The sequence below is a fragment of the Acidovorax benzenivorans genome (assembly GCF_028680575.1).
Lineage (GTDB): Bacteria > Pseudomonadota > Gammaproteobacteria > Burkholderiales > Burkholderiaceae_C > Acidovorax > Acidovorax benzenivorans.
Window position 1 is genome coordinate 401,897 of the sequence record NZ_JAPCKI010000002.1, and the last position, 16,806, is coordinate 418,702.

At 66.1% G+C, this 16,806-nt stretch carries 14 protein-coding genes; 8 read left to right on the plus strand and 6 right to left on the minus strand.

Features of this window, described 5'->3' with window-relative positions; genetic code table 11:
- Positions 1 to 18: 18 nt before the first annotated feature.
- Positions 19 to 756 (plus strand): amino acid ABC transporter ATP-binding protein, encoded by a 738-nt coding sequence (locus OIN59_RS05285; protein ID WP_274107827.1) that lies wholly within the window; start codon positions 19 to 21, stop codon positions 754 to 756.
- Positions 757 to 864: 108 nt separating this feature from the next.
- On the opposite strand, the gene OIN59_RS05290 is transcribed toward OIN59_RS05285, so the two are convergent.
- Positions 865 to 1,785, minus strand: coding sequence for a MurR/RpiR family transcriptional regulator (locus OIN59_RS05290; RefSeq protein WP_274107829.1), 921 nt, complete (start codon positions 1,783 to 1,785; stop codon positions 865 to 867).
- Positions 1,786 to 1,884: 99 nt separating this feature from the next.
- Between OIN59_RS05290 and OIN59_RS05295 the strand changes: the two genes are divergently transcribed.
- The 6 genes from OIN59_RS05295 (at position 1,885) to OIN59_RS05320 (ending at position 8,856) form a co-directional block, all read left to right on the plus strand.
- Positions 1,885 to 3,066 (plus strand): M20 family metallopeptidase, encoded by a 1,182-nt coding sequence (locus OIN59_RS05295; RefSeq protein WP_274107830.1) that lies wholly within the window; start codon positions 1,885 to 1,887, stop codon positions 3,064 to 3,066.
- A 51-nt stretch (positions 3,067 to 3,117) separates the two neighbouring features.
- A complete protein-coding gene (locus OIN59_RS05300) occupies positions 3,118 to 4,104 on the plus strand; it encodes a Bug family tripartite tricarboxylate transporter substrate binding protein (protein WP_274107831.1) in 987 nt (328 codons plus the stop codon).
- Positions 4,105 to 4,211: 107 nt separating this feature from the next.
- The gene (gene pyrC, locus OIN59_RS05305; RefSeq protein WP_407655056.1) at positions 4,212 to 5,276 is read left to right on the plus strand and encodes a dihydroorotase; all 1,065 of its coding nucleotides are present in this window, start codon (positions 4,212 to 4,214) and stop codon (positions 5,274 to 5,276) included.
- On the plus strand, positions 5,261 to 6,031 hold the full coding sequence (locus OIN59_RS05310) for a DUF3025 domain-containing protein (protein ID WP_274107833.1): 771 nt from the start codon (positions 5,261 to 5,263) through the stop codon (positions 6,029 to 6,031). Before pyrC ends, OIN59_RS05310 begins: the two co-directional genes overlap by 16 nt.
- Before the next feature lie 183 nt (positions 6,032 to 6,214).
- Positions 6,215 to 7,093, plus strand: a complete 879-nt coding sequence (htpX, locus tag OIN59_RS05315; protein WP_099731248.1) for a protease HtpX — start codon at positions 6,215 to 6,217, stop codon at positions 7,091 to 7,093.
- Between the two features lie 194 nt (positions 7,094 to 7,287).
- Entirely contained in the window at positions 7,288 to 8,856 is a 1,569-nt protein-coding gene (locus OIN59_RS05320; RefSeq protein WP_274107834.1) for a methyl-accepting chemotaxis protein, read from the plus strand.
- A 19-nt stretch (positions 8,857 to 8,875) separates the two neighbouring features.
- Here OIN59_RS05320 and OIN59_RS05325 read toward each other — a convergent pair whose 3' ends face one another.
- Positions 8,876 to 9,940 carry a GlxA family transcriptional regulator gene (locus tag OIN59_RS05325; RefSeq protein WP_274107835.1) on the minus strand — a complete coding sequence of 355 codons (1,065 nt, stop codon included), beginning with the start codon at positions 9,938 to 9,940 and terminating at the stop codon, positions 8,876 to 8,878.
- Between the two features lie 124 nt (positions 9,941 to 10,064).
- Here OIN59_RS05325 and OIN59_RS05330 point away from each other — a divergent pair, with 124 nt between their 5' ends.
- Entirely contained in the window at positions 10,065 to 11,408 is a 1,344-nt protein-coding gene (locus OIN59_RS05330) for an amidohydrolase (protein WP_274107836.1), read from the plus strand.
- Between the two features lie 34 nt (positions 11,409 to 11,442).
- Here the strand turns inward: OIN59_RS05330 and OIN59_RS05335 are convergent, their stop codons facing one another.
- From OIN59_RS05335 to OIN59_RS05350, 4 genes are all read right to left on the minus strand, one after another.
- Positions 11,443 to 13,161, minus strand: coding sequence for an NAD(P)/FAD-dependent oxidoreductase (locus tag OIN59_RS05335; RefSeq protein ID WP_274107837.1), 1,719 nt, complete (start codon positions 13,159 to 13,161; stop codon positions 11,443 to 11,445).
- A gap of 210 nt (positions 13,162 to 13,371) precedes the next feature.
- On the minus strand, positions 13,372 to 14,289 hold the full coding sequence (cysK, locus tag OIN59_RS05340; protein ID WP_274107838.1) for a cysteine synthase A: 918 nt from the start codon (positions 14,287 to 14,289) through the stop codon (positions 13,372 to 13,374).
- Positions 14,290 to 14,415: 126 nt separating this feature from the next.
- Positions 14,416 to 15,483: an RNA 3'-terminal phosphate cyclase gene (gene rtcA, locus OIN59_RS05345; protein ID WP_274107839.1), complete on the minus strand. Its 1,068-nt coding sequence runs from the start codon at positions 15,481 to 15,483 to the stop codon at positions 14,416 to 14,418.
- An 80-nt stretch (positions 15,484 to 15,563) separates the two neighbouring features.
- Positions 15,564 to 16,784, minus strand: a complete 1,221-nt coding sequence (locus OIN59_RS05350; RefSeq protein WP_274107841.1) for an RtcB family protein — start codon at positions 16,782 to 16,784, stop codon at positions 15,564 to 15,566.
- Positions 16,785 to 16,806: the final 22 nt, after the last annotated feature.

A 16,806-nucleotide genomic window follows, 5' to 3' on the forward strand; every position in this document is an offset into this window, starting at 1 on the left:
TGGATTGAGGAAAAAGAAATGATCGAACTCAAAAACGTATCCAAGTGGTATGGCCCGGTGCAGGTGCTCAACGAGTGCTCGGCCACCATCAACAAGGGTGAAGTGGTCGTGGTCTGCGGCCCCTCGGGCTCGGGCAAGTCCACGCTCATCAAGACCATCAACGCGCTCGAACCCTTCCAGAAGGGCGAGATCACGGTCGATGGCGTGAAGCTGCATGACCCCAGCACCAACCTGCCCAAGCTGCGCAGTCGCGTGGGCATGGTGTTCCAGCACTTCGAGCTGTTCCCCCACCTGTCGGTGACGGACAACCTGACCATCGCACAGATCAAGGTGCTGGGCCGCAGCACGGACGACGCCAAGAAGCGTGGCCTGAAGATGCTGGAGCGTGTGGGCCTGATCGCCCACAAGGACAAGTTCCCCGGCCAGCTCTCGGGCGGCCAGCAGCAGCGTGTGGCCATTGCGCGTGCGTTGTCGATGGACCCCATCGTGATGCTGTTCGACGAACCCACATCTGCGCTCGACCCTGAAATGGTCGGCGAAGTGCTGGACGTGATGGTGGGCCTGGCCAACGAAGGCATGACCATGATGTGCGTGACCCACGAAATGGGCTTTGCCCGCAAGGTGAGCAACCGCGTGATCTTCATGGACGTGGGCGGCAAGATCCTGGAAGACTGCTCCAAGGACGACTTCTTCAACAACCCCGACGCGCGCCAGTCCCGCACGAAGGACTTCCTCAACAAGATCCTGCAGCACTGAACGGTGCTTGCACCCCCGTGCCGCAAGGGTTTGGGGCTACAAAAAAAGCGCTCTCCGGAGCGCTTTTTTCATGGAACCACCCAAGGCTGAACGTCTGCTGCGCGCAGGCTAGCGCTTGCTCCGCCGACCGGCTGGCGAGGGGCTTTCCACGATGAGTTGTGACTCGAAATCTGTCCACAGGTCGTCGCGCCGCTTCAGTGCCTCGGACACCGCCTTGTGCCGCAGCTGGGCCACGGCCGACACCAGGGCGTTGCACAGGAAGAATGCGGCGGTGTATGAGTCGAATGGGGACGCGTTGGATGTGCGCACCTGCACGCGGTGGTGGGCCTGCGCTGCCAGTGGTGCTGCGGCACTGTCGGTGATGGCCAGCACCTGTGCGCCCGCGTCGCGAAAGCGCTGCGCCACTTTCACCGGCCCGCTGGCGTAGCGGCGAATGCTGAAGACCAGCAAGGCGTCCTCGGGCTGGATCCACAGCAGCTGGTCGGTAGCGTCCACGGCGCCAGCCCCCAGTTCGTGCACGCCGGGGCGGCACATGTTCAGGTGCAGGGCCAACCACGCGGCCACAGGGGCACTGTTGATCTGCGCCAGCACAAAGATGCGCCCCTTGCCCTGCGCGATGCGCGCCACCATGGCCTCGAACGCTGCCATGTCCAGCCCGTCGCGGGTGGCGGTGAGGTTGTGCTGGTCGTGCAGCAGCGCATCGTCCACACACTGCTGCAGGCTGCGCCGGGTGCCGATGGTGACCGGCGCGCGTTGCCCAGCCGTTTGCAGCAGGGCCGTGACCTCGGCCCGCGCCTCGCGCTGCGCCTCGGCGTAGCTGCCGTAGCCCAGCTTGGCAAACAGCCGCACCACGGTCGATGCGCTGGTGCCCGTGCGCGCTGCCAGGGCGGTGGCGGACTCCAACAGGGCATGGGGGTAGTCACGCCCCAGGGCCTCGGCCAGCGCCCGTTCGCTTGCGGTCAGGTCAGCGTCCTGGCGGGCCAGCCGTTCGGTCAGCAAGGCGCTGGACTTGTGCAATGATGATTTCATAAAATTCTCATTCGTGCAAAATACGTTGCAAAACCCGGAGTCGCATGCAACACTGCGACCCAAATTTTGCCCCCACCCGGGCATTGCCCAAGGACAAAGATGCTCAATACCCAGAACGAAAGCAAGTTGCCGGTGCATGCGCAGGTCTTAGACTGGCTGGCCAGGCAGCAGCAGGCCATGCAAGACCTGTTGCAAAAAGTGATCAATATCGAGAGCGGCAGTCGCAATGAGGCGGGCGTGACGGCCGTGGCCCATGCCCTGGCCGAACGATTGCTGGCTGTCGGTGTGCCGGTGCAGTTCGAGCCCGTGCCCGGCTATGGCGTGCTGCTGCACGCGCAGGTCAACCCGGCAGAGGGCACTGCAGCCGGTGGCGCGCCCATCATCCTCATGGGGCACATGGACACGGTGTTTCCTGAAGGCACCGTGGCCAAACGCCCCTACCGCGAAGAAGCCGGTCGCGCTTACGGCCCCGGCGTGGCCGACATGAAGTCGGGCCTGGTGCTCAACGTGTTTGTGGCCGAGGCGTTTGCGCGTTGCGGCGGGCTGAGCGCGCCGCTGCATCTGTTTTTCTCGTGCGACGAAGAGATCGGCTCACCCGCCACGCGCAACATCATCATGGACCGTGTGCGCGGTGCACGCGCGGTGTTCAATGCCGAGCCTGGCCGCGTCAGCGGCAACGTGGTGACCAGCCGCAAGGGCTCGATGGTGGTGGAGTTTGAAGTGCAAGGCGTGGCCGCCCATGCGGGCATCAACCATGCGGCGGGTGCCAGCGCCATTGAGGCCCTGGCCCGCAAGACCCTGGCGCTGCATGCACTGACCGACCCGGCCACCGGCGTAACTGCCAACGTGGGCGTGGTGCATGGCGGCATCGTGCCCAACATGGTCGCCCCACATGCCAAGGCCGAGGTAGACCTGCGCTTCACCGCCGACACCGACCCCGATGAATTGCTGGAGCGCGTGCGCACCATCGTCGAAGAAGAATCCGTGCCCCGCACGCAGGGCCGCATCACCGTGGCCCGCCGCACCATGCCCATGAAGCCAACACCCGACGACCTGCTGGCGTTGTACCAGCAAGGCGCACGGTCGCTGGGCTTTGAGGTGCAGGGCGAGTTCACCGGCGGCGCGGCCGACAGCGGCCTCACCGCATCGGTGGGCGTGCCCACGCTGTGCGCCACGGGCCCCGTGGGCGGCCACCCGCACACCGAGCGCGAGTATTGCGAGCTGGCCACCTTTGTGCCACGGGCGCAAGCCGTGGCGCTGGCCGTGCTGGGCCTATCCTGAGCTGCAACTCCCTTTGATTCCCCATCCGTTTTTTTGAGCTTTCTGACTGCCATGAACACACCTTCCCGCCGCAGCCTCCTTTCTACCGGTCTGGGCCTTGCAGGCCTGGCCGCGCTGCCCGCCCTGGCCCAGGACAAATTCCCTTCGCGCCCGATCACGCTGGTGGTGCCGTTCCCGCCCGGCGGGTCGGTGGACATCATGGCGCGCCAGTATTCCGAGCCGCTGTCGCGCGTGCTGGGCGTGCCCATCGTGGTGGAAAACCGCGCGGGTGCCGGCGGCTCGGTGGGCGCGCAATATGTGGCGCGCGCCAAGGCCGACGGCTACACCCTGGTGGTGTCGTCGCAAAGCAGCCACCTGGCCAACCCGCTCACCCAGCCCAAGATCGGCTACGACCCCGTCAAGGACTTTGAAAACATCGCCATCCTGGGCCGCCAGCCCAACGCCCTGGTGGTGCACAGCAGCCTGCCTTTCAAGACCTTCAAGGAGTTCATCGACTACGCCAAGAAAAACCCCGGCAAGCTCAACTACGGCAGCGGTGGCGTGGGTAGCATGGGCCAGCTCAACGTGGAAATGCTCAAGGTGTCCACGGGCGTGTTCACCACGCACATTCCCTACCGTGGGGGCACGCCGCTGATCACGGGCGTGCTGGGCAATGAGGTGCAGTTCATCCTCGACAACCTGGTCATCATGCTGCCGCACATCCAGGCGGGCAAGGTGCGCGCCCTGGCCGTGGCGGCCGACCAGCGCCTGCCGCAGCTGCCCGATGTGCCCACCATGGCCGAGGTGGGCCACCCCGAGCTCAACCTCACCTCGTGGACCGGCCTGGCCGCGCCTGCGGGCACGCCTGAAGCGGTGGTGCAGACGCTGTACAAAGCCGTGCGCCAGGTCGCCACATCGCCCGCCATGGTGACGAACCTCAAGGAGCGCGGCGTGATCGTGCCCGAAGAAATGCCGCCCGCAGCGTTCGAAAAGATGATGGCCGAGCGCCTGGTGAAGTTTGGCGATGTGGTGCGCAAGGCAGGCATTACCGCCGAATAACGCGGTGTTGCTCTGAATTTTGAGTGTTTTTGGCCGCTAGCGCTTATTGAATATGCGCTAGTAGCTATCAAAACAATAGTATTGGAGCCGATGGGACAATGCTGCCCATGACAGCCGCACCCCACCCCCCCCTCTCCGCCGACGGTTCCACCCTCACCATCACCCGTCCCGACGACTGGCACCTGCACGTGCGCGACGGTGAGCCCCTGCACACCGTCGTGCCCCACACCGCCGCCCAGTTTGGCCGCGCGATCATCATGCCCAACCTGCGCCCGCCCGTGACCACGGCCGAGCAGGCCCTGGCCTACAAACAGCGCATCCTGGCCGCCGTGCCCGCAGGCGTGAGCTTTGAGCCGCTGATGACGCTGTACCTCACCGACAACCTGCCACCCGAAGAAATCGCACGGGCCAAAGCTGCAGGCGTGGTGGCCTGCAAGCTCTACCCCGCTGGCGCTACCACCAACAGCGATGCGGGCGTGACCGACCTGCGCAAGACCTACAAGACGCTCGAAGCCATGCAGAAAGCAGGCATGCTGCTCTTGGTGCATGGCGAAGTCACCAGCAGCGACATCGACCTGTTCGACCGCGAGGCCGTGTTCATCGAGCAGCAGCTCATCCCGCTGCGCCGCGACTTCCCCGAGCTGAAAATCGTCTTCGAGCACATCACCACCAAAGACGCCGCCGACTACGTGATGCAGGCCGACCGCTTCACCGCCGCCACCATCACCGCGCACCACCTGCTGTACAACCGCAACGCCATCTTTGTGGGCGGCGTGCGCCCCCACTACTACTGCCTGCCGGTGCTCAAGCGCGAAACGCACCGCGTGGCCCTGGTGCAAGCCGCCACCAGCGGCAGCAGCAAGTTCTTTTTGGGCACCGACAGCGCACCGCACCCCGCGCACCTTAAAGAGCACGCCAGCGGCTGCGCAGGCTGCTATACGGCCCACGCCGCCATCGAGATGTATGCCGAGGCGTTCGACAACGCGGGTGCGCTCGATCAGCTCGAAGGCTTTGCCAGCTTTCACGGCCCCGACTTCTACAACCTGCCGCGCAACACCTGCACCATCACCCTGCGCCGCGAGTCGTGGACACCGCCCGACAGCTTTGCGTTTGGCGAGGCCGAACTCAAGCCCCTGCGCGCCGGTGAAGCCCTGCCGTGGCGGCTGGTGTAAGCCACGCCTTCGACGCCATCGACTGGAGCGCTCCCTGGCTGGCGCCGTGGTGCGGCCTGGGCCAAACCCTGGCCCAGCAGGTGCAGGGCGATCCGTCGGTGCACCGGGCGTTGCAGACCGCAGCGCCGCAGGGTGCTCCCGTGGTCTTTGTCCCCCAGTCCGAGCTGCCCGAAGGCACCGCCTACGAGCAGTACATCTGGGACACCCGCCGTGTGCCCACGCGCGACAACCTGCACGACTTCTTCAATGGCCTGGTCTGGCTGCGGTTTCCGCACACCAAGCGGCGCCTGAACCAGCTGCAGGCCCAGGCCATCGCCGCCGATGGCGTGCAGGCCGTGCGCGGGCCGCTGCGCGATGCACTCACGGTGTTTGATGAAAACGGTGCGGTGCTGCAAGCCCCCGAGGCGTTGTGGGCGGCGCTGCGGGCGCGCGATTGGCAGGCGCTGTTTGTCGATTTGCGCCCGTTGTGGCGACAGGCCCGGCTGGTGCTGTTCGGCCACGCGCTGCTCGAAAAGCTGGTTATGCCTCGAAAACCCATGGTGGCGCATGTCTATCAAGCGCCATTGGCTATTGAATCAATAGCAATTCTGGATGCGTGGCTGGCCCAGGAGATTCAGCCGCAGCCATGGGCCACCAAGCCCTTCACCCCGCTGCCCGTGCTGGGCATCCCCGGCTGGTGGCCTGCCAACGAGGCGCCGGGCTTTTATGCCGACGCCCAGGTGTTCCGCCCGCCCCGGGCCGCTGCACCTGCGTAATTCCCGTCAAGGCTTGTGTGATAAGGCCCTGGCGCGGGTTTGCACCTACCATAGCGCGATGCAATCGCGGCCATGGGGCGGGTGCCGTTGCCACCAAGGGTGGCGGCGCTTGAAGCGCGGCCACCGACCCCCATCTGAGCCAGCAAACACTTGTTGTTGTTTACCCCACGGAGAAACCATTCCATGAAGCGGATCCTTTTGTTTGTGATGACCAACCTGGCCGTCGTTGTCGTGCTGGGGGTGGTGGCCAGCCTGCTGGGCGTCAACCGCTACCTCACGGCCAACGGGCTGAACCTGGGCGCACTGCTGGGCTTTGCGCTCATCATGGGCTTTGGCGGCGCGATCATCTCGCTGCTCATCAGCAAGCCCATGGCCAAGTGGACCTCGGGCGTGCGTGTGATCGACGGATCCGGCTCGCCCGACGAGCGCTGGATCGTCGAGACCGTGCGCAAGTTCGCCACCGAAGCCAAGATCGGCATGCCCGAAGTCGGCATTTTTGAGGGCGACCCCAATGCGTTCGCCACGGGTGCGTTCAAGAACTCCGCGCTGGTGGCCGTGTCCACCGGCCTGCTGCAGGGCATGACACGCGATGAGGTCGAGGCCGTGATCGGCCACGAGGTGGCGCACATCGCCAATGGCGACATGGTCACCATGACGCTGATCCAGGGCGTGATGAACACCTTTGTGGTGTTCCTGTCGCGCGTGATTGGCTACGCGGTCGATAGCTTCCTGCGCAAGAACGACGAGAACAGCTCGGGCCCCGGCATTGGCTACTACGTGACCACCATCGTGCTCGACATCGTGCTGGGTTTTGTGGCCGCCATGATCGTGGCCTGGTTCAGCCGCCAGCGCGAGTTCCGTGCCGACGCGGGCGCGGCGCAACTGATGGGGCGTCGCCAGCCCATGATCAACGCGCTGGCCCGCCTGGGTGGCATGCACCCCGGCGAGCTGCCCAAGAGCGTGGCCGCCATGGGCATCGCCGGTGGCATTGGCAAGCTGTTCAGCACCCACCCTCCCATCGAAGAGCGCATTGCTGCGCTGCAGAACGCGCAGCAGCAATAAAGAGCGCCGGGCACAACGCCTTTCGGGCCCCCGAGGCCGCCACAGTCTGGCACTGTGGCGGCCTTTTTCGTTCCTGCGGTGCGTGGCGTGTTGTGGTGCGGCTCAAGAGTTTGTAACCTTTTGTCGATATAACTTCGACAGCCGCACCGGCGGGTGGTGCCGCGTTGCCCCTTTCATATTCCCGAGAACCTCCCATGTCCATCTCCCAAGCACGTGTTGCTGTCCGCCTGGCTCTGGCCTTTGGTGTGGTCTGCCTCGTCATGTCCCTGTCGGCTGCGGTGGGCATCTGGCGGCTGGCCGGGCTGCAGGATATTGCGGACGACCTGGGCGGTGCGTCGTCCGAACGGGCGCTGCTGGCGCGCGAACTGCACGCCATCGTGGTGCTCAGCTCTGTGCGGGCCGAAACCCTGCTGGAGATCGACAACCCCGCCTACGCTGCGCGCATTGATGCAGACCGCAAGGTCACATCGGCCCGGTCTTCCGAAGTGCGCAAGCGCCTGGACGAGCTGGCGGCAGACCCCGAATCCCAGGCCTTGTTTGATGCCATCGACAAGGCAGGCAACGGTTTCCGCACCGTGCGGGACGACCTCGTCAAGCGCCGCAAGGCGGGCGAGGCCTTGCCGCCAGCCGCCATTGCCAACCAGCTGCGGCCAGCGGCCGATGCCTATGCTGCGGCGGTGAACAAGTTGGCCGAGTACCAGCGCCAGCGCGTGGCCGAGGCCCGCGAGGCTGCGGCCCGCAGCGAAAGCCAGGGCATCACGCTGCTGGCTGCGGGCTCGTTGGTGGGGTTGCTGCTGAGCCTGGCCTGCGCCTGGCTGCTGTCGCGCTCCATCCTGCGGCCGCTGGCCCATGCCTCCGAAGTGACCGACCGCATTGCCGAAGGCGACCTCACATCGGCGGTGCCCGCGCCGCAGGCAGGCAGCCGCGACGAGTTGCAGGCCCTGCTAGCGCGCCTCTCTGGCATGCAGGCACGGCTGGCCGAGCTGGTGGTGGGCATGCGCCAGGCCAGCACATCGGTGGCCGGTGCCAGCAGCGAAATTGCAGCGGGCAATAGCGACCTGTCGGCCCGCACCGAGCAGACCGCCTCCAACCTCGAAGAGATCGCCGCCAGCATGGAGGAGCTGCTGGCCACCGTGCGCCACAGTGCCGACGCCGCTGCGCAGGCCAGCACCCTGGCCACCGGTGCCAGTGGCGTCGCCCAGCGCGGGCGTGAGGCTGTGGACCGCGTGGTGGGCACCATGGACGGCATCGCGCTGTCGTCGCGCCGCATTGCCGACATCACCAGCGTGATCGATGGCATTGCCTTCCAGACCAACATCCTGGCGCTGAACGCCGCCGTGGAAGCGGCCCGCGCGGGTGAGCAGGGCCGGGGCTTTGCCGTGGTGGCGAGTGAGGTGCGCAGTCTGGCGCAGCGCTCGGCCACGGCGGCCAAGGAGATCGGGGGGCTCATCAGCGAAAGCGTGCGGCAGGTGGACGAAGGCACCCAACTGGTCCATGCCGCGGGCGACACCATGGGTGAGATCGTCCAGTCCGTGCAGCAGGTGGCCACCATCATTGGCGAGATCAGCACCGCCGCGCGCGAGCAAACCACTGGCCTGAGCCAGGTGAGTGAGGCCGTCTCGCAGCTCGACCAGATGACGCAGCAGAACGCCGCGCTGGTGGAAGAGTCGTCCGCCGCCGCGCAGGGCCTTCGGGTGCAGGCGCAGCAACTGGCCGAGCTGGTGGAGGCGTTCCGCCTGCCTTCGGGCAACGCGCTGCCCTAGGCGGGAGTACGCCGGGCTTTCACGTCAGATCCACCCGCCAGCGCCGCCGTGGCGCACGCAGTGCATGGCGCTTGCGGTACTCGGCCGGTGCCATGCCTGTGTAGCGCACAAAGATGCGGCGGAACGCGGCGGGGTCGGCATAGCCGCAGGCCGCCGCAATGCTGGGCACGCTCTCCAGCGTCACCTCCAGCATGACCTTGGCGCGTGCGCAGCGCAGGCTGTGCAAGTGGTCCAGCGGCGACTGCGACAGCTCCTGCTGAAAGTGCCGCAGCAAGGTGCGCGGGCTCACCGCGGCAGCCTCGGCCAGCCGGGCCAGCGAGTAGGGCTCGTCCAGATGGGTCTCCATCCAGGCCATGGCGCGGGCCAGAGTGCTGTCGCGTGTGGCCGGGATGTGCTGTTGCGCGTTGGCCTGCAGCGCAGCCCGGGCGCGTTCATGGTCGGGCCGCAGTACGCTGGCACAGGTCTGGGCCAGCGCGTCGCCCAGCGCTTGGCGCACCAGGGCAATGGCCATTTCACCCAGGCTGTGTGGCAGCGCACAGCTGAGCCAGGGGCCGTCATCCGTCAGGTCGTGGCCTGCGTCGAGGCCGATGTCGGGAAAGTCGCGCTCAAACCCCGCCAGGTAGAACCATGGCAGGCAGCAGCGGCGGCCCTGCAGGCGCCCGCTCTGCGCCGCTAGCCAGGCACCGTTGCCGACGGTGAGCACCTTTTGCCCCGCATCGAGCGCGATGCCGATCTGGCGCGAGAGGGCATGGTGGCGCGCCGCCACGCTGCGGATGGCGGGGATATCGGCGGCGTGGAACGAGGGGATGAACCAGGCAAACGCCGGGCCCTCGGCGGGTGCCGCCGTGGGCTGGGTGTAGGCTGCCAGCGGCCCCGGCTGGTGCGCCACCGGCTGGCCGTGGGCGTCCAGCAGCCGCCAGGTGAAACGGGGTGAGCCAGCACCTCCCCGCAGACCAGCCAGCAGGTTGGCGCTGCGCAGGAAGTCGATGAATTGCAGTGCGTTGCCCACCGCTGATTCGGGCAGCAGCGGGATGTCGATGCGAAAAACCGGCGCCGTCGCAGACGAGACAGAAGAACGGGGCATGGCGATATTGGCTCTGTGGATGGCCATTTTCGCTTGTCTGCAGCGTGGGGTGGGCTCTTAGCATGAACGTGCGTTTTTGTTGTCCCGTTCTTTTTTGTTGTCACTCCCCGCACGGATCTGCCTCATGCACAAACCCCTCTCTGCCATTTCGCTGGCCACCGGCCTGCTCATCAGTGGGCTGACGTTTGCATCGTCCGCCCAGGCCCAGGCGCTGGATGCCACCGGCCTGCAGGTCATCGACGCCGCCGTGAGCGCCGTGGCGCCCAAGATGATCAACTGGCGCCGCGACATCCATGCCCACCCCGAACTCTCGGGCCAGGAAGTGCGCACGGCCAAGCTCGTGGCCGAGCACTTGAAGAAGCTGGGCATGGAGGTGCAGACCGGCGTGGGCGGCACCGGCGTGGTGGGCACGCTCAAGGGTGGCCTGCCCGGCAAGGTGGTGGCCCTGCGCGCTGACATGGATGCCCTGCCCGTGCCCGAGAACACCGGCCTGCCGTTTGCGAGCAAGGCCAAGGCCAACTACCTGGGCAAGGAAGTGCCCGTGATGCACGCCTGCGGCCATGACGCCCACACCGCCATGCTGATGGGCGCGGCCGAGGTGCTGGCGGGCATGAAGGCACAGCTGCCGGGCACGATCAAGTTCATCTTCCAGCCCGCCGAAGAGGGCGCGCCCGTGGAGCCCGACGCCAACGGCAAGGTGCCCAGCTTCGGCGCCAAGGCCATGATCGAAGCCGGTGCGCTCAAGGACGTGCAGGCCATCTACGGCCTGCACATCACCTCCAACCTGCCCGGTGGCGTGGTGGGCTACCGCAGCGGCCCGCTGATGGCCGGGTCCGACAACATCACCATCCATGTGGAAGGGCGCGGCGGCCATGGCTCGTCGCCCTGGGCCACCATCGACCCCATCGTGGCCGCCAGCCAGGTGGTGATGGGCCTGCAGACCGTGGTGAGCCGCCAGCTCAACATCAGCCAGGAACCGGCGGTGGTCACCATCGGCCAGATCCAGGGCGGCACGCGCTACAACATCATCCCCGACAAGGTAGAGATGATGGGCACGCTGCGCACCTTTGACGAAGACATGCGCCAGGAAGCGCTCAAACGCATCACCACCACGGCCGAGTCGATTGCCGCTGCCAGCGGCGCCAAGGCCAGCGTGCGTTTTGGCCCTGTGGCCTACCCTGTGACCACCAACCCCGCGCAGCTCACGCAGGCCTCGCTGCCCGCGCTGAACCTGGCCATGGGCGGCAAGACCATGGTGATCCCCAAGGTGGCTGGGTCAGAGGACTTCTCGGAGTTCCAGAAGGTCGTGCCGGGCTTCTTCTACTTCCTGGGTGCGCCACCTAAGGGCAAGGAGTTTGCCAAGGCCCCGCCCAACCATTCCGCGCTGTTCGATATCGACGAAGACCAGTTGCCTGTGGGTGCCCGCTCGCTGGCGGCGCTGGCCGTGGACTTTTTGCAGCGCAAGTAAGCGATGCCACTGGCCTGCGCCGCCAGGAGGCAGGTCAGCCCGCTACGCCCAGCAGGCTCCGGGCGACGGCCTCACCCACCTTGATGCCGTCCACGCCCGCCGACAGAATGCCGCCCGCATAACTTGCACCTTCGCCCGCCGGGTACAGGCCTGGCGTGTTCAGGCTTTGCAGGTCGTCGCCGCGCCCGATCTTGAGCGGCGACGACGTGCGCGTCTCTACGCCCGTCAGCACCGCGTCGTGCATGTCAAAGCCCTTGATCTTGCGGCCAAACGCGGGCAGGGCTTCGCGCAGGGCCTCGATGGCGTAGTCGGGCAAGGCGGCGTGCAGGTCGCCCAGGGCCACGCCGGGTTTGTACGAGGGCTCCACGCTGCCCAGTTGGGTAGAAGGCTTGCCCGCAATGAACTCGCCCACCAACTGGCCCGGCGCACTGTAGTCACGGCCGCCCAGCACAAAGGCGTTGGATTCAAGCTGGCGCTGCAGCACGCTGCCAGACAGGGGGTGGAACTGCCCGGCGGGCAGGGCTTCCACGCCGTAGGTTTTACCGAGGTGGGTTTCAAACGCCTGCGCGTCCTGCGGATAGTCGCGCGGGTCGATGCCCACCACCATGCCCGCGTTGGCGTTGCGCTCGTTGCGCGAATACTGGCTCATGCCGTTGGTCACCACACGGTTCGGTTCGCTGGTGGCGGCCACCACGGTGCCGCCGGGGCACATGCAGAAGCTGTACACCGCACGCCCATTGGCGGCGTGGTGCACCAGCTTGTAGTCGGCCGCGCCCAGCAGCGGGTGGCCCGCGTGGCGGCCCCAGCGGGCGCGGTCGATCACGCTCTGCGGGTGTTCGACGCGAAAGCCGATGGAAAACGGCTTGGCCTCCATGGCCACGCCGCGCTCGTACAGCATGGCGAAGGTGTCGCGCGAGCTGTGGCCCAGCGCCATCACCACGTGGTCGGCACGCAGCTCGGTGGTCTCGCCCGTGGCCTGGTTCAGCACCTTCAGGCCGCGCAGGTGGCGCGCATCGCCGGTGCCTTCGATGACCACGTCGGTCACGCGCTGCTCAAAGCGGATCTCGCCGCCCAGCGCAATGATCTGCTCGCGCAGGTTTTCCACCACCTTCACCAGCTTGAAGGTGCCGATGTGCGGGTGGGCGACGTAGAGGATTTCTTCTGGGGCCCCCGCCTTGACGAACTCGTTCATCACCTTGCGGCCCAGGTGGCGCGGGTCCTTGATCTGGCTGTAGAGCTTGCCGTCGCTGAAGGTGCCAGCGCCGCCTTCGCCAAACTGCACGTTGCTCTCGGCATGCAGCTCGCGCTTGCGCCACAGGCCCCAGGTGTCCTTGGTGCGCTCGCGCACGGTCTTGCCGCGCTCCAGCACGATGGGCTTGAAGCCCATTTGCGCCAGCACCAGTGCCGCAAAAATACCGCAGGGGCCAAAGCCCACCACCACGGGGCGCAGGGGCAGGTCGGCGGGCGCCTGGCCCACGGCGTGCCAGGCCATGTCGGGCGTGGGCTGGATGTGTGGGTTGCCAGCAAACTGGGCCAGCAGCGCGGCTTCGCGTGCAGGCTGGGCCAGGGTGATGTCCACGATGTACACCGCCAGCAGGTCCACCTTGCGCGCATCAAAGCTGCGTTTGAAGACATGCAGATGGGCGATATCGGCATCGGCGATACCCAGGATCTTGGCGGCGGCGGCGCGCAGGGGCGTCTCGGGGGCTTCGGCCACGGTGAAGGGCAGCCGGATTTCGGAGAGTCGGATCATGGTCTTGCGGGCCCGTGTCGATCGGGCGGCTTGCAAAGTCGTGGGGCCGTGATTTTACCGGCGCGCACCGCGCAGAGCCTGTCCAAAGAAAAGGCCCGCCATGTGGCGGGCCTGGTTGCAGCGCAGTCGTTGTCTATAGTGCTATTTATTTAATAGCTATTGGCGCTTATCTATCAAGCGCTAGGGGCCAATTTGGCTCATATCCCCATCTCAGGCGGGCAAGAAACCTTCGACCGACAGATAGCGCTCGCCCGTGTCGTAGTTGAAGCCCAGCACCTTGGCACCTGCGGGCAGCTCGGGCAGCTTCTGGGCAATGGCCGCCAGCGTGGCGCCCGACGAAATACCCACCAAAATGCCCTCTTCGCGCGCGCAGCGGCGTGCGTATTCGCGGGCCGGTTCGGCGTCGACCTGGATCACGCCGTCGAGCACGCTGGTGTCCAGGTTCTTGGGGATGAAGCCCGCGCCGATGCCCTGGATGGGGTGAGGCGACGGTGCGCCGCCCGAGATCACGGGCGAGGCCGTGGGCTCCACCGCAAACACCTTGAGCTGCGGGAATTTGGCTTTGAGCACGCGTGCCGTGCCCGTGAGGTGGCCCCCAGTGCCCACGCCGGTGATGACGGCGTCCAGCCCGTCAGGGAAGTCGGCCAGGATTTCTTGCGCGGTGGTGCGCACATGGATGTCGATGTTGGCCGGGTTTTCGAACTGCTGCGGAATCCACGCGCCCGGCGTCTGCGCCTGCAGCTCCTGCGCGCGGGCGATGGCGCCCTTCATGCCCTTCTCACGCGGCGTCAGGTCAAACTGCGCGCCGTAGGCCAGCATCAGGCGGCGGCGCTCGATGCTCATGCTGTCGGGCATCACGAGGATGAGCTTGTAGCCCTTGACGGCCGCCACCAGTGCCAGGCCGATGCCGGTGTTGCCCGAGGTGGGCTCGATGATGGTGCCGCCGGGCTTGAGCGCGCCGGACTTCTCGGCGTCTTCCACCATGGCCAGCGCAATGCGGTCCTTGATGGAGCCGCCGGGGTTGCTGCGCTCCGACTTCACCCACACGTTGGCCGACGGGCCGAACAGGCGGTTGATACGCACGTGGGGCGTGTTGCCGATGGTTTGCAGAATGTTGTCAACTTTCATGGCGTCTCCTGTGAGGTGTCGGTTGGGTCAAAGGGGAGGGTGTGGTGCGCATTCTGAACCAGTTGTTCTACTGCCCTGGCCATATGGATATAGCCAGGGTATGGGCCCACGCCGCCGCCCACCCGTTCAGGGCGCGGGCGATATCTCTACGTGCATCGCACCCTCTGCTGGCGTGATCTGCACCCGCACTGGCAGGCCCTGCGCGATGGTCTGCGCATTGGTGGCCGTGTGCTGCGTCACCTCGGTGCAGGTGTAGCCTGCAGCCCGCCCGCTGCGCCACACGGCCAGGGCCAGCGGCAGCATCCACTGGTCGGCCAGGTGGGGCCCTAGGGCCCCGCTGCTGCGCTGATAGGCGCGCACCTCGTCCACCAGCCGCTTGGCGACCTGCTCGGCCGACAGGCTGCGCTCGCCCAGCTGGCAGAACACTTCGGTGATGTGCGCGTATTCCAGCGTGGCGATCAGTGCATTGCCGGGGCCTTCGTTCTGCCGCGTGGCCGGCTGGCGCAGCTGGTCCGCTTCAAAAGTCCAGCCCATCCGCTGGCCCAGGGTCTCCAACTCCCGGTAGGGAATGTTGCGTGCCAGGCCGGGCGCCAGCGCGTCGGCCCAGCCGTTCATCAGCGGGCCGCGCTCCAGAACATTCACGGGTGTCAACGGCAGCGCTGCGGGCGTGATGTGCGCCAGCACCTCGCCACCCCCGGCCGGGTAAAAGCCGCGCCGCTGCAGTTGCAGATCCAGCCCCACACCCAGCCGCCGCACCAGCGGCGCAAAGGCCCGCTCCAGAAAATCAAACGGCGGCGCCATGGGGTTGTGCGTGCCGCCCGACAGCTGCACGCGGCTCTCACCGTCGGCCAGCATCAGCGCGGGCAGCACGGTCTGCAGCACCAGCAGGCAACTGCCCGCCGTGGCGATCTGAAAGCGGTAGTCGCCCGCACGCACCGCGCCGGGCGTGAGCTGCAGCGTTTGCGACCCCAGCTCGGCCCCGTCGGCCTGCCCGCCACACACAGCCACCGCCGCCTGCACGCAAGCCAGGTGCTGGCGCATCAGCCCCGGCTTGGGCCGCCCCGCACGGATGCGCGTGATGTGCAGCGGCCGACCGGTGGCCATGGAAAGGGCCAGGCCGGTGCGCAGGATCTGGCCGCCGCCTTCGCCGGTGGAGCCGTCGAGAGTGAGGGGCGTCGAGGTGTTTTCTTTCATATTTTTTTATGCATAGAAATAGACTGACTCACCCAATGGATAGGCGCAAACAGCTATCAAATCCGTAGTTTCAAAGGGTGTTACCCCTTCACACACACCACCTGCTTGAGCGTGTAAACCACCTCCACCAGGTCCTGCTGCGCCGCCATCACCGCGTCGATGTTCTTGTACGCCATCGGGATTTCGTCGATCACGTCCGCGTCCTTGCGGCATTCCACGCCTTCGGTTGCCTTGATCTGGTCCTCGACGGTGTACATCTTCTTGGCCTTGGTGCGGCTCATCGTTCGGCCCGCGCCGTGGCTGCAGCTGTTGAAGCTCTCGGGGTGGCCTTTTCCGCGCACGATGAAGCTCTTGGCACCCATGCTCCCCGGGATGATTCCCAGCTTGCCTTGCTCAGCACTCACCGCGCCTTTGCGGGTCACGAACACGTCCTGCCCGAAGTGCGTTTCGCGCTGCACGTAGTTGTGGTGGCAGTTCACGGCTTCCACGTGCGTCTCGAACGGCTTGGTGATCACCTGTCGCAGCGCGGCGATCACCCGGCCCATCATCACTTCGCGGTTGGCGGCGGCGTACTTCTGGGCCCACCCCACGGCCTTCACGTAGTCTCCGAAATACTGTGCGCCTTCCTCGAAGTACGCCAGGTCTTTATCAGGCAGGTTGCGCTGGTTCATCTCGGCGTCCTTCTTGGCCAGCTCGATGAAGTGGGTGCCGATGGCGTTTCCCACCCCGCGCGATCCGGAATGCAGCATCACCCACACGGCCTGGTGTTCGTCCAGGCAGATTTCGATGAAGTGGTTACCCGTCCCCAGCGTTCCCAGGTGCTTGTAGTTGTTGGTCTTCTCGATGCGCGGGTGCGTCTCGCAGATTTCCTTGAACTCATCCACCAGCCCCGCCCAGGCGCGGTCGGTTTCCACTGGCGGCGTATCCCAGCTTCCCTTGTCGCGGCCAAAGCGCTTGGGGGTCATCCCCACGGGCACCGCGCGCTCGATGGCGGCGCGCACGCCAGACAGGTTGTCGGGCAGATCGCTCGCGGTGAGCGTGGTTTTGCACGCCATCATTCCGCAACCCAGGTCCACCCCCACAGCAGCGGGGATGATGGCCTTGAGGGTGGGCACCACGGAACCGATGGTGGCGCCGATTCCCAGGTGCACGTCGGGCATCACCGCCACGTGCTTGAACACGATGGGCAGGCGCGCAATGTTGCGCAGCTGGTTGCGGGCTTCTTCTTCCACGGGCACGCCGTTGGTCCACATCTTCACGGGCACGCCGTTGGGTACTTCATATTGTTCGTAGTTGTTCATGTTTTTTTCCTGTTCTGTCGTT

What these genes read in the sequence shown, in the direction of transcription:
- OIN59_RS05300 (WP_274107831.1), top strand. Translation starts at nt 3,118, where the DNA reads ATGAACACACCTTCCCGCCGCAGCCTCCTTTCTACCGGTCTGGGCCTT.
- htpX (WP_099731248.1), top strand. Translation starts at nt 6,215, where the DNA reads ATGAAGCGGATCCTTTTGTTTGTGATGACCAACCTGGCCGTCGTTGTC.
- cysK (WP_274107838.1), bottom strand. Translation starts at nt 14,289, where the DNA reads ATGAAAGTTGACAACATTCTGCAAACCATCGGCAACACGCCCCACGTG.
- OIN59_RS05295 (WP_274107830.1), top strand. Translation starts at nt 1,885, where the DNA reads ATGCTCAATACCCAGAACGAAAGCAAGTTGCCGGTGCATGCGCAGGTC.
- OIN59_RS05320 (WP_274107834.1), top strand. Translation starts at nt 7,288, where the DNA reads ATGTCCATCTCCCAAGCACGTGTTGCTGTCCGCCTGGCTCTGGCCTTT.
- OIN59_RS05285 (WP_274107827.1), top strand. Translation starts at nt 19, where the DNA reads ATGATCGAACTCAAAAACGTATCCAAGTGGTATGGCCCGGTGCAGGTG.
- OIN59_RS05325 (WP_274107835.1), bottom strand. Translation starts at nt 9,940, where the DNA reads ATGCCCCGTTCTTCTGTCTCGTCTGCGACGGCGCCGGTTTTTCGCATC.
- OIN59_RS05290 (WP_274107829.1), bottom strand. Translation starts at nt 1,785, where the DNA reads ATGAAATCATCATTGCACAAGTCCAGCGCCTTGCTGACCGAACGGCTG.
- OIN59_RS05335 (WP_274107837.1), bottom strand. Translation starts at nt 13,161, where the DNA reads ATGATCCGACTCTCCGAAATCCGGCTGCCCTTCACCGTGGCCGAAGCC.
- OIN59_RS05350 (WP_274107841.1), bottom strand. Translation starts at nt 16,784, where the DNA reads ATGAACAACTACGAACAATATGAAGTACCCAACGGCGTGCCCGTGAAG.
- OIN59_RS05330 (WP_274107836.1), top strand. Translation starts at nt 10,065, where the DNA reads ATGCACAAACCCCTCTCTGCCATTTCGCTGGCCACCGGCCTGCTCATC.
- rtcA (WP_274107839.1), bottom strand. Translation starts at nt 15,483, where the DNA reads ATGAAAGAAAACACCTCGACGCCCCTCACTCTCGACGGCTCCACCGGC.
- pyrC (WP_407655056.1), top strand. Translation starts at nt 4,212, where the DNA reads ATGACAGCCGCACCCCACCCCCCCCTCTCCGCCGACGGTTCCACCCTC.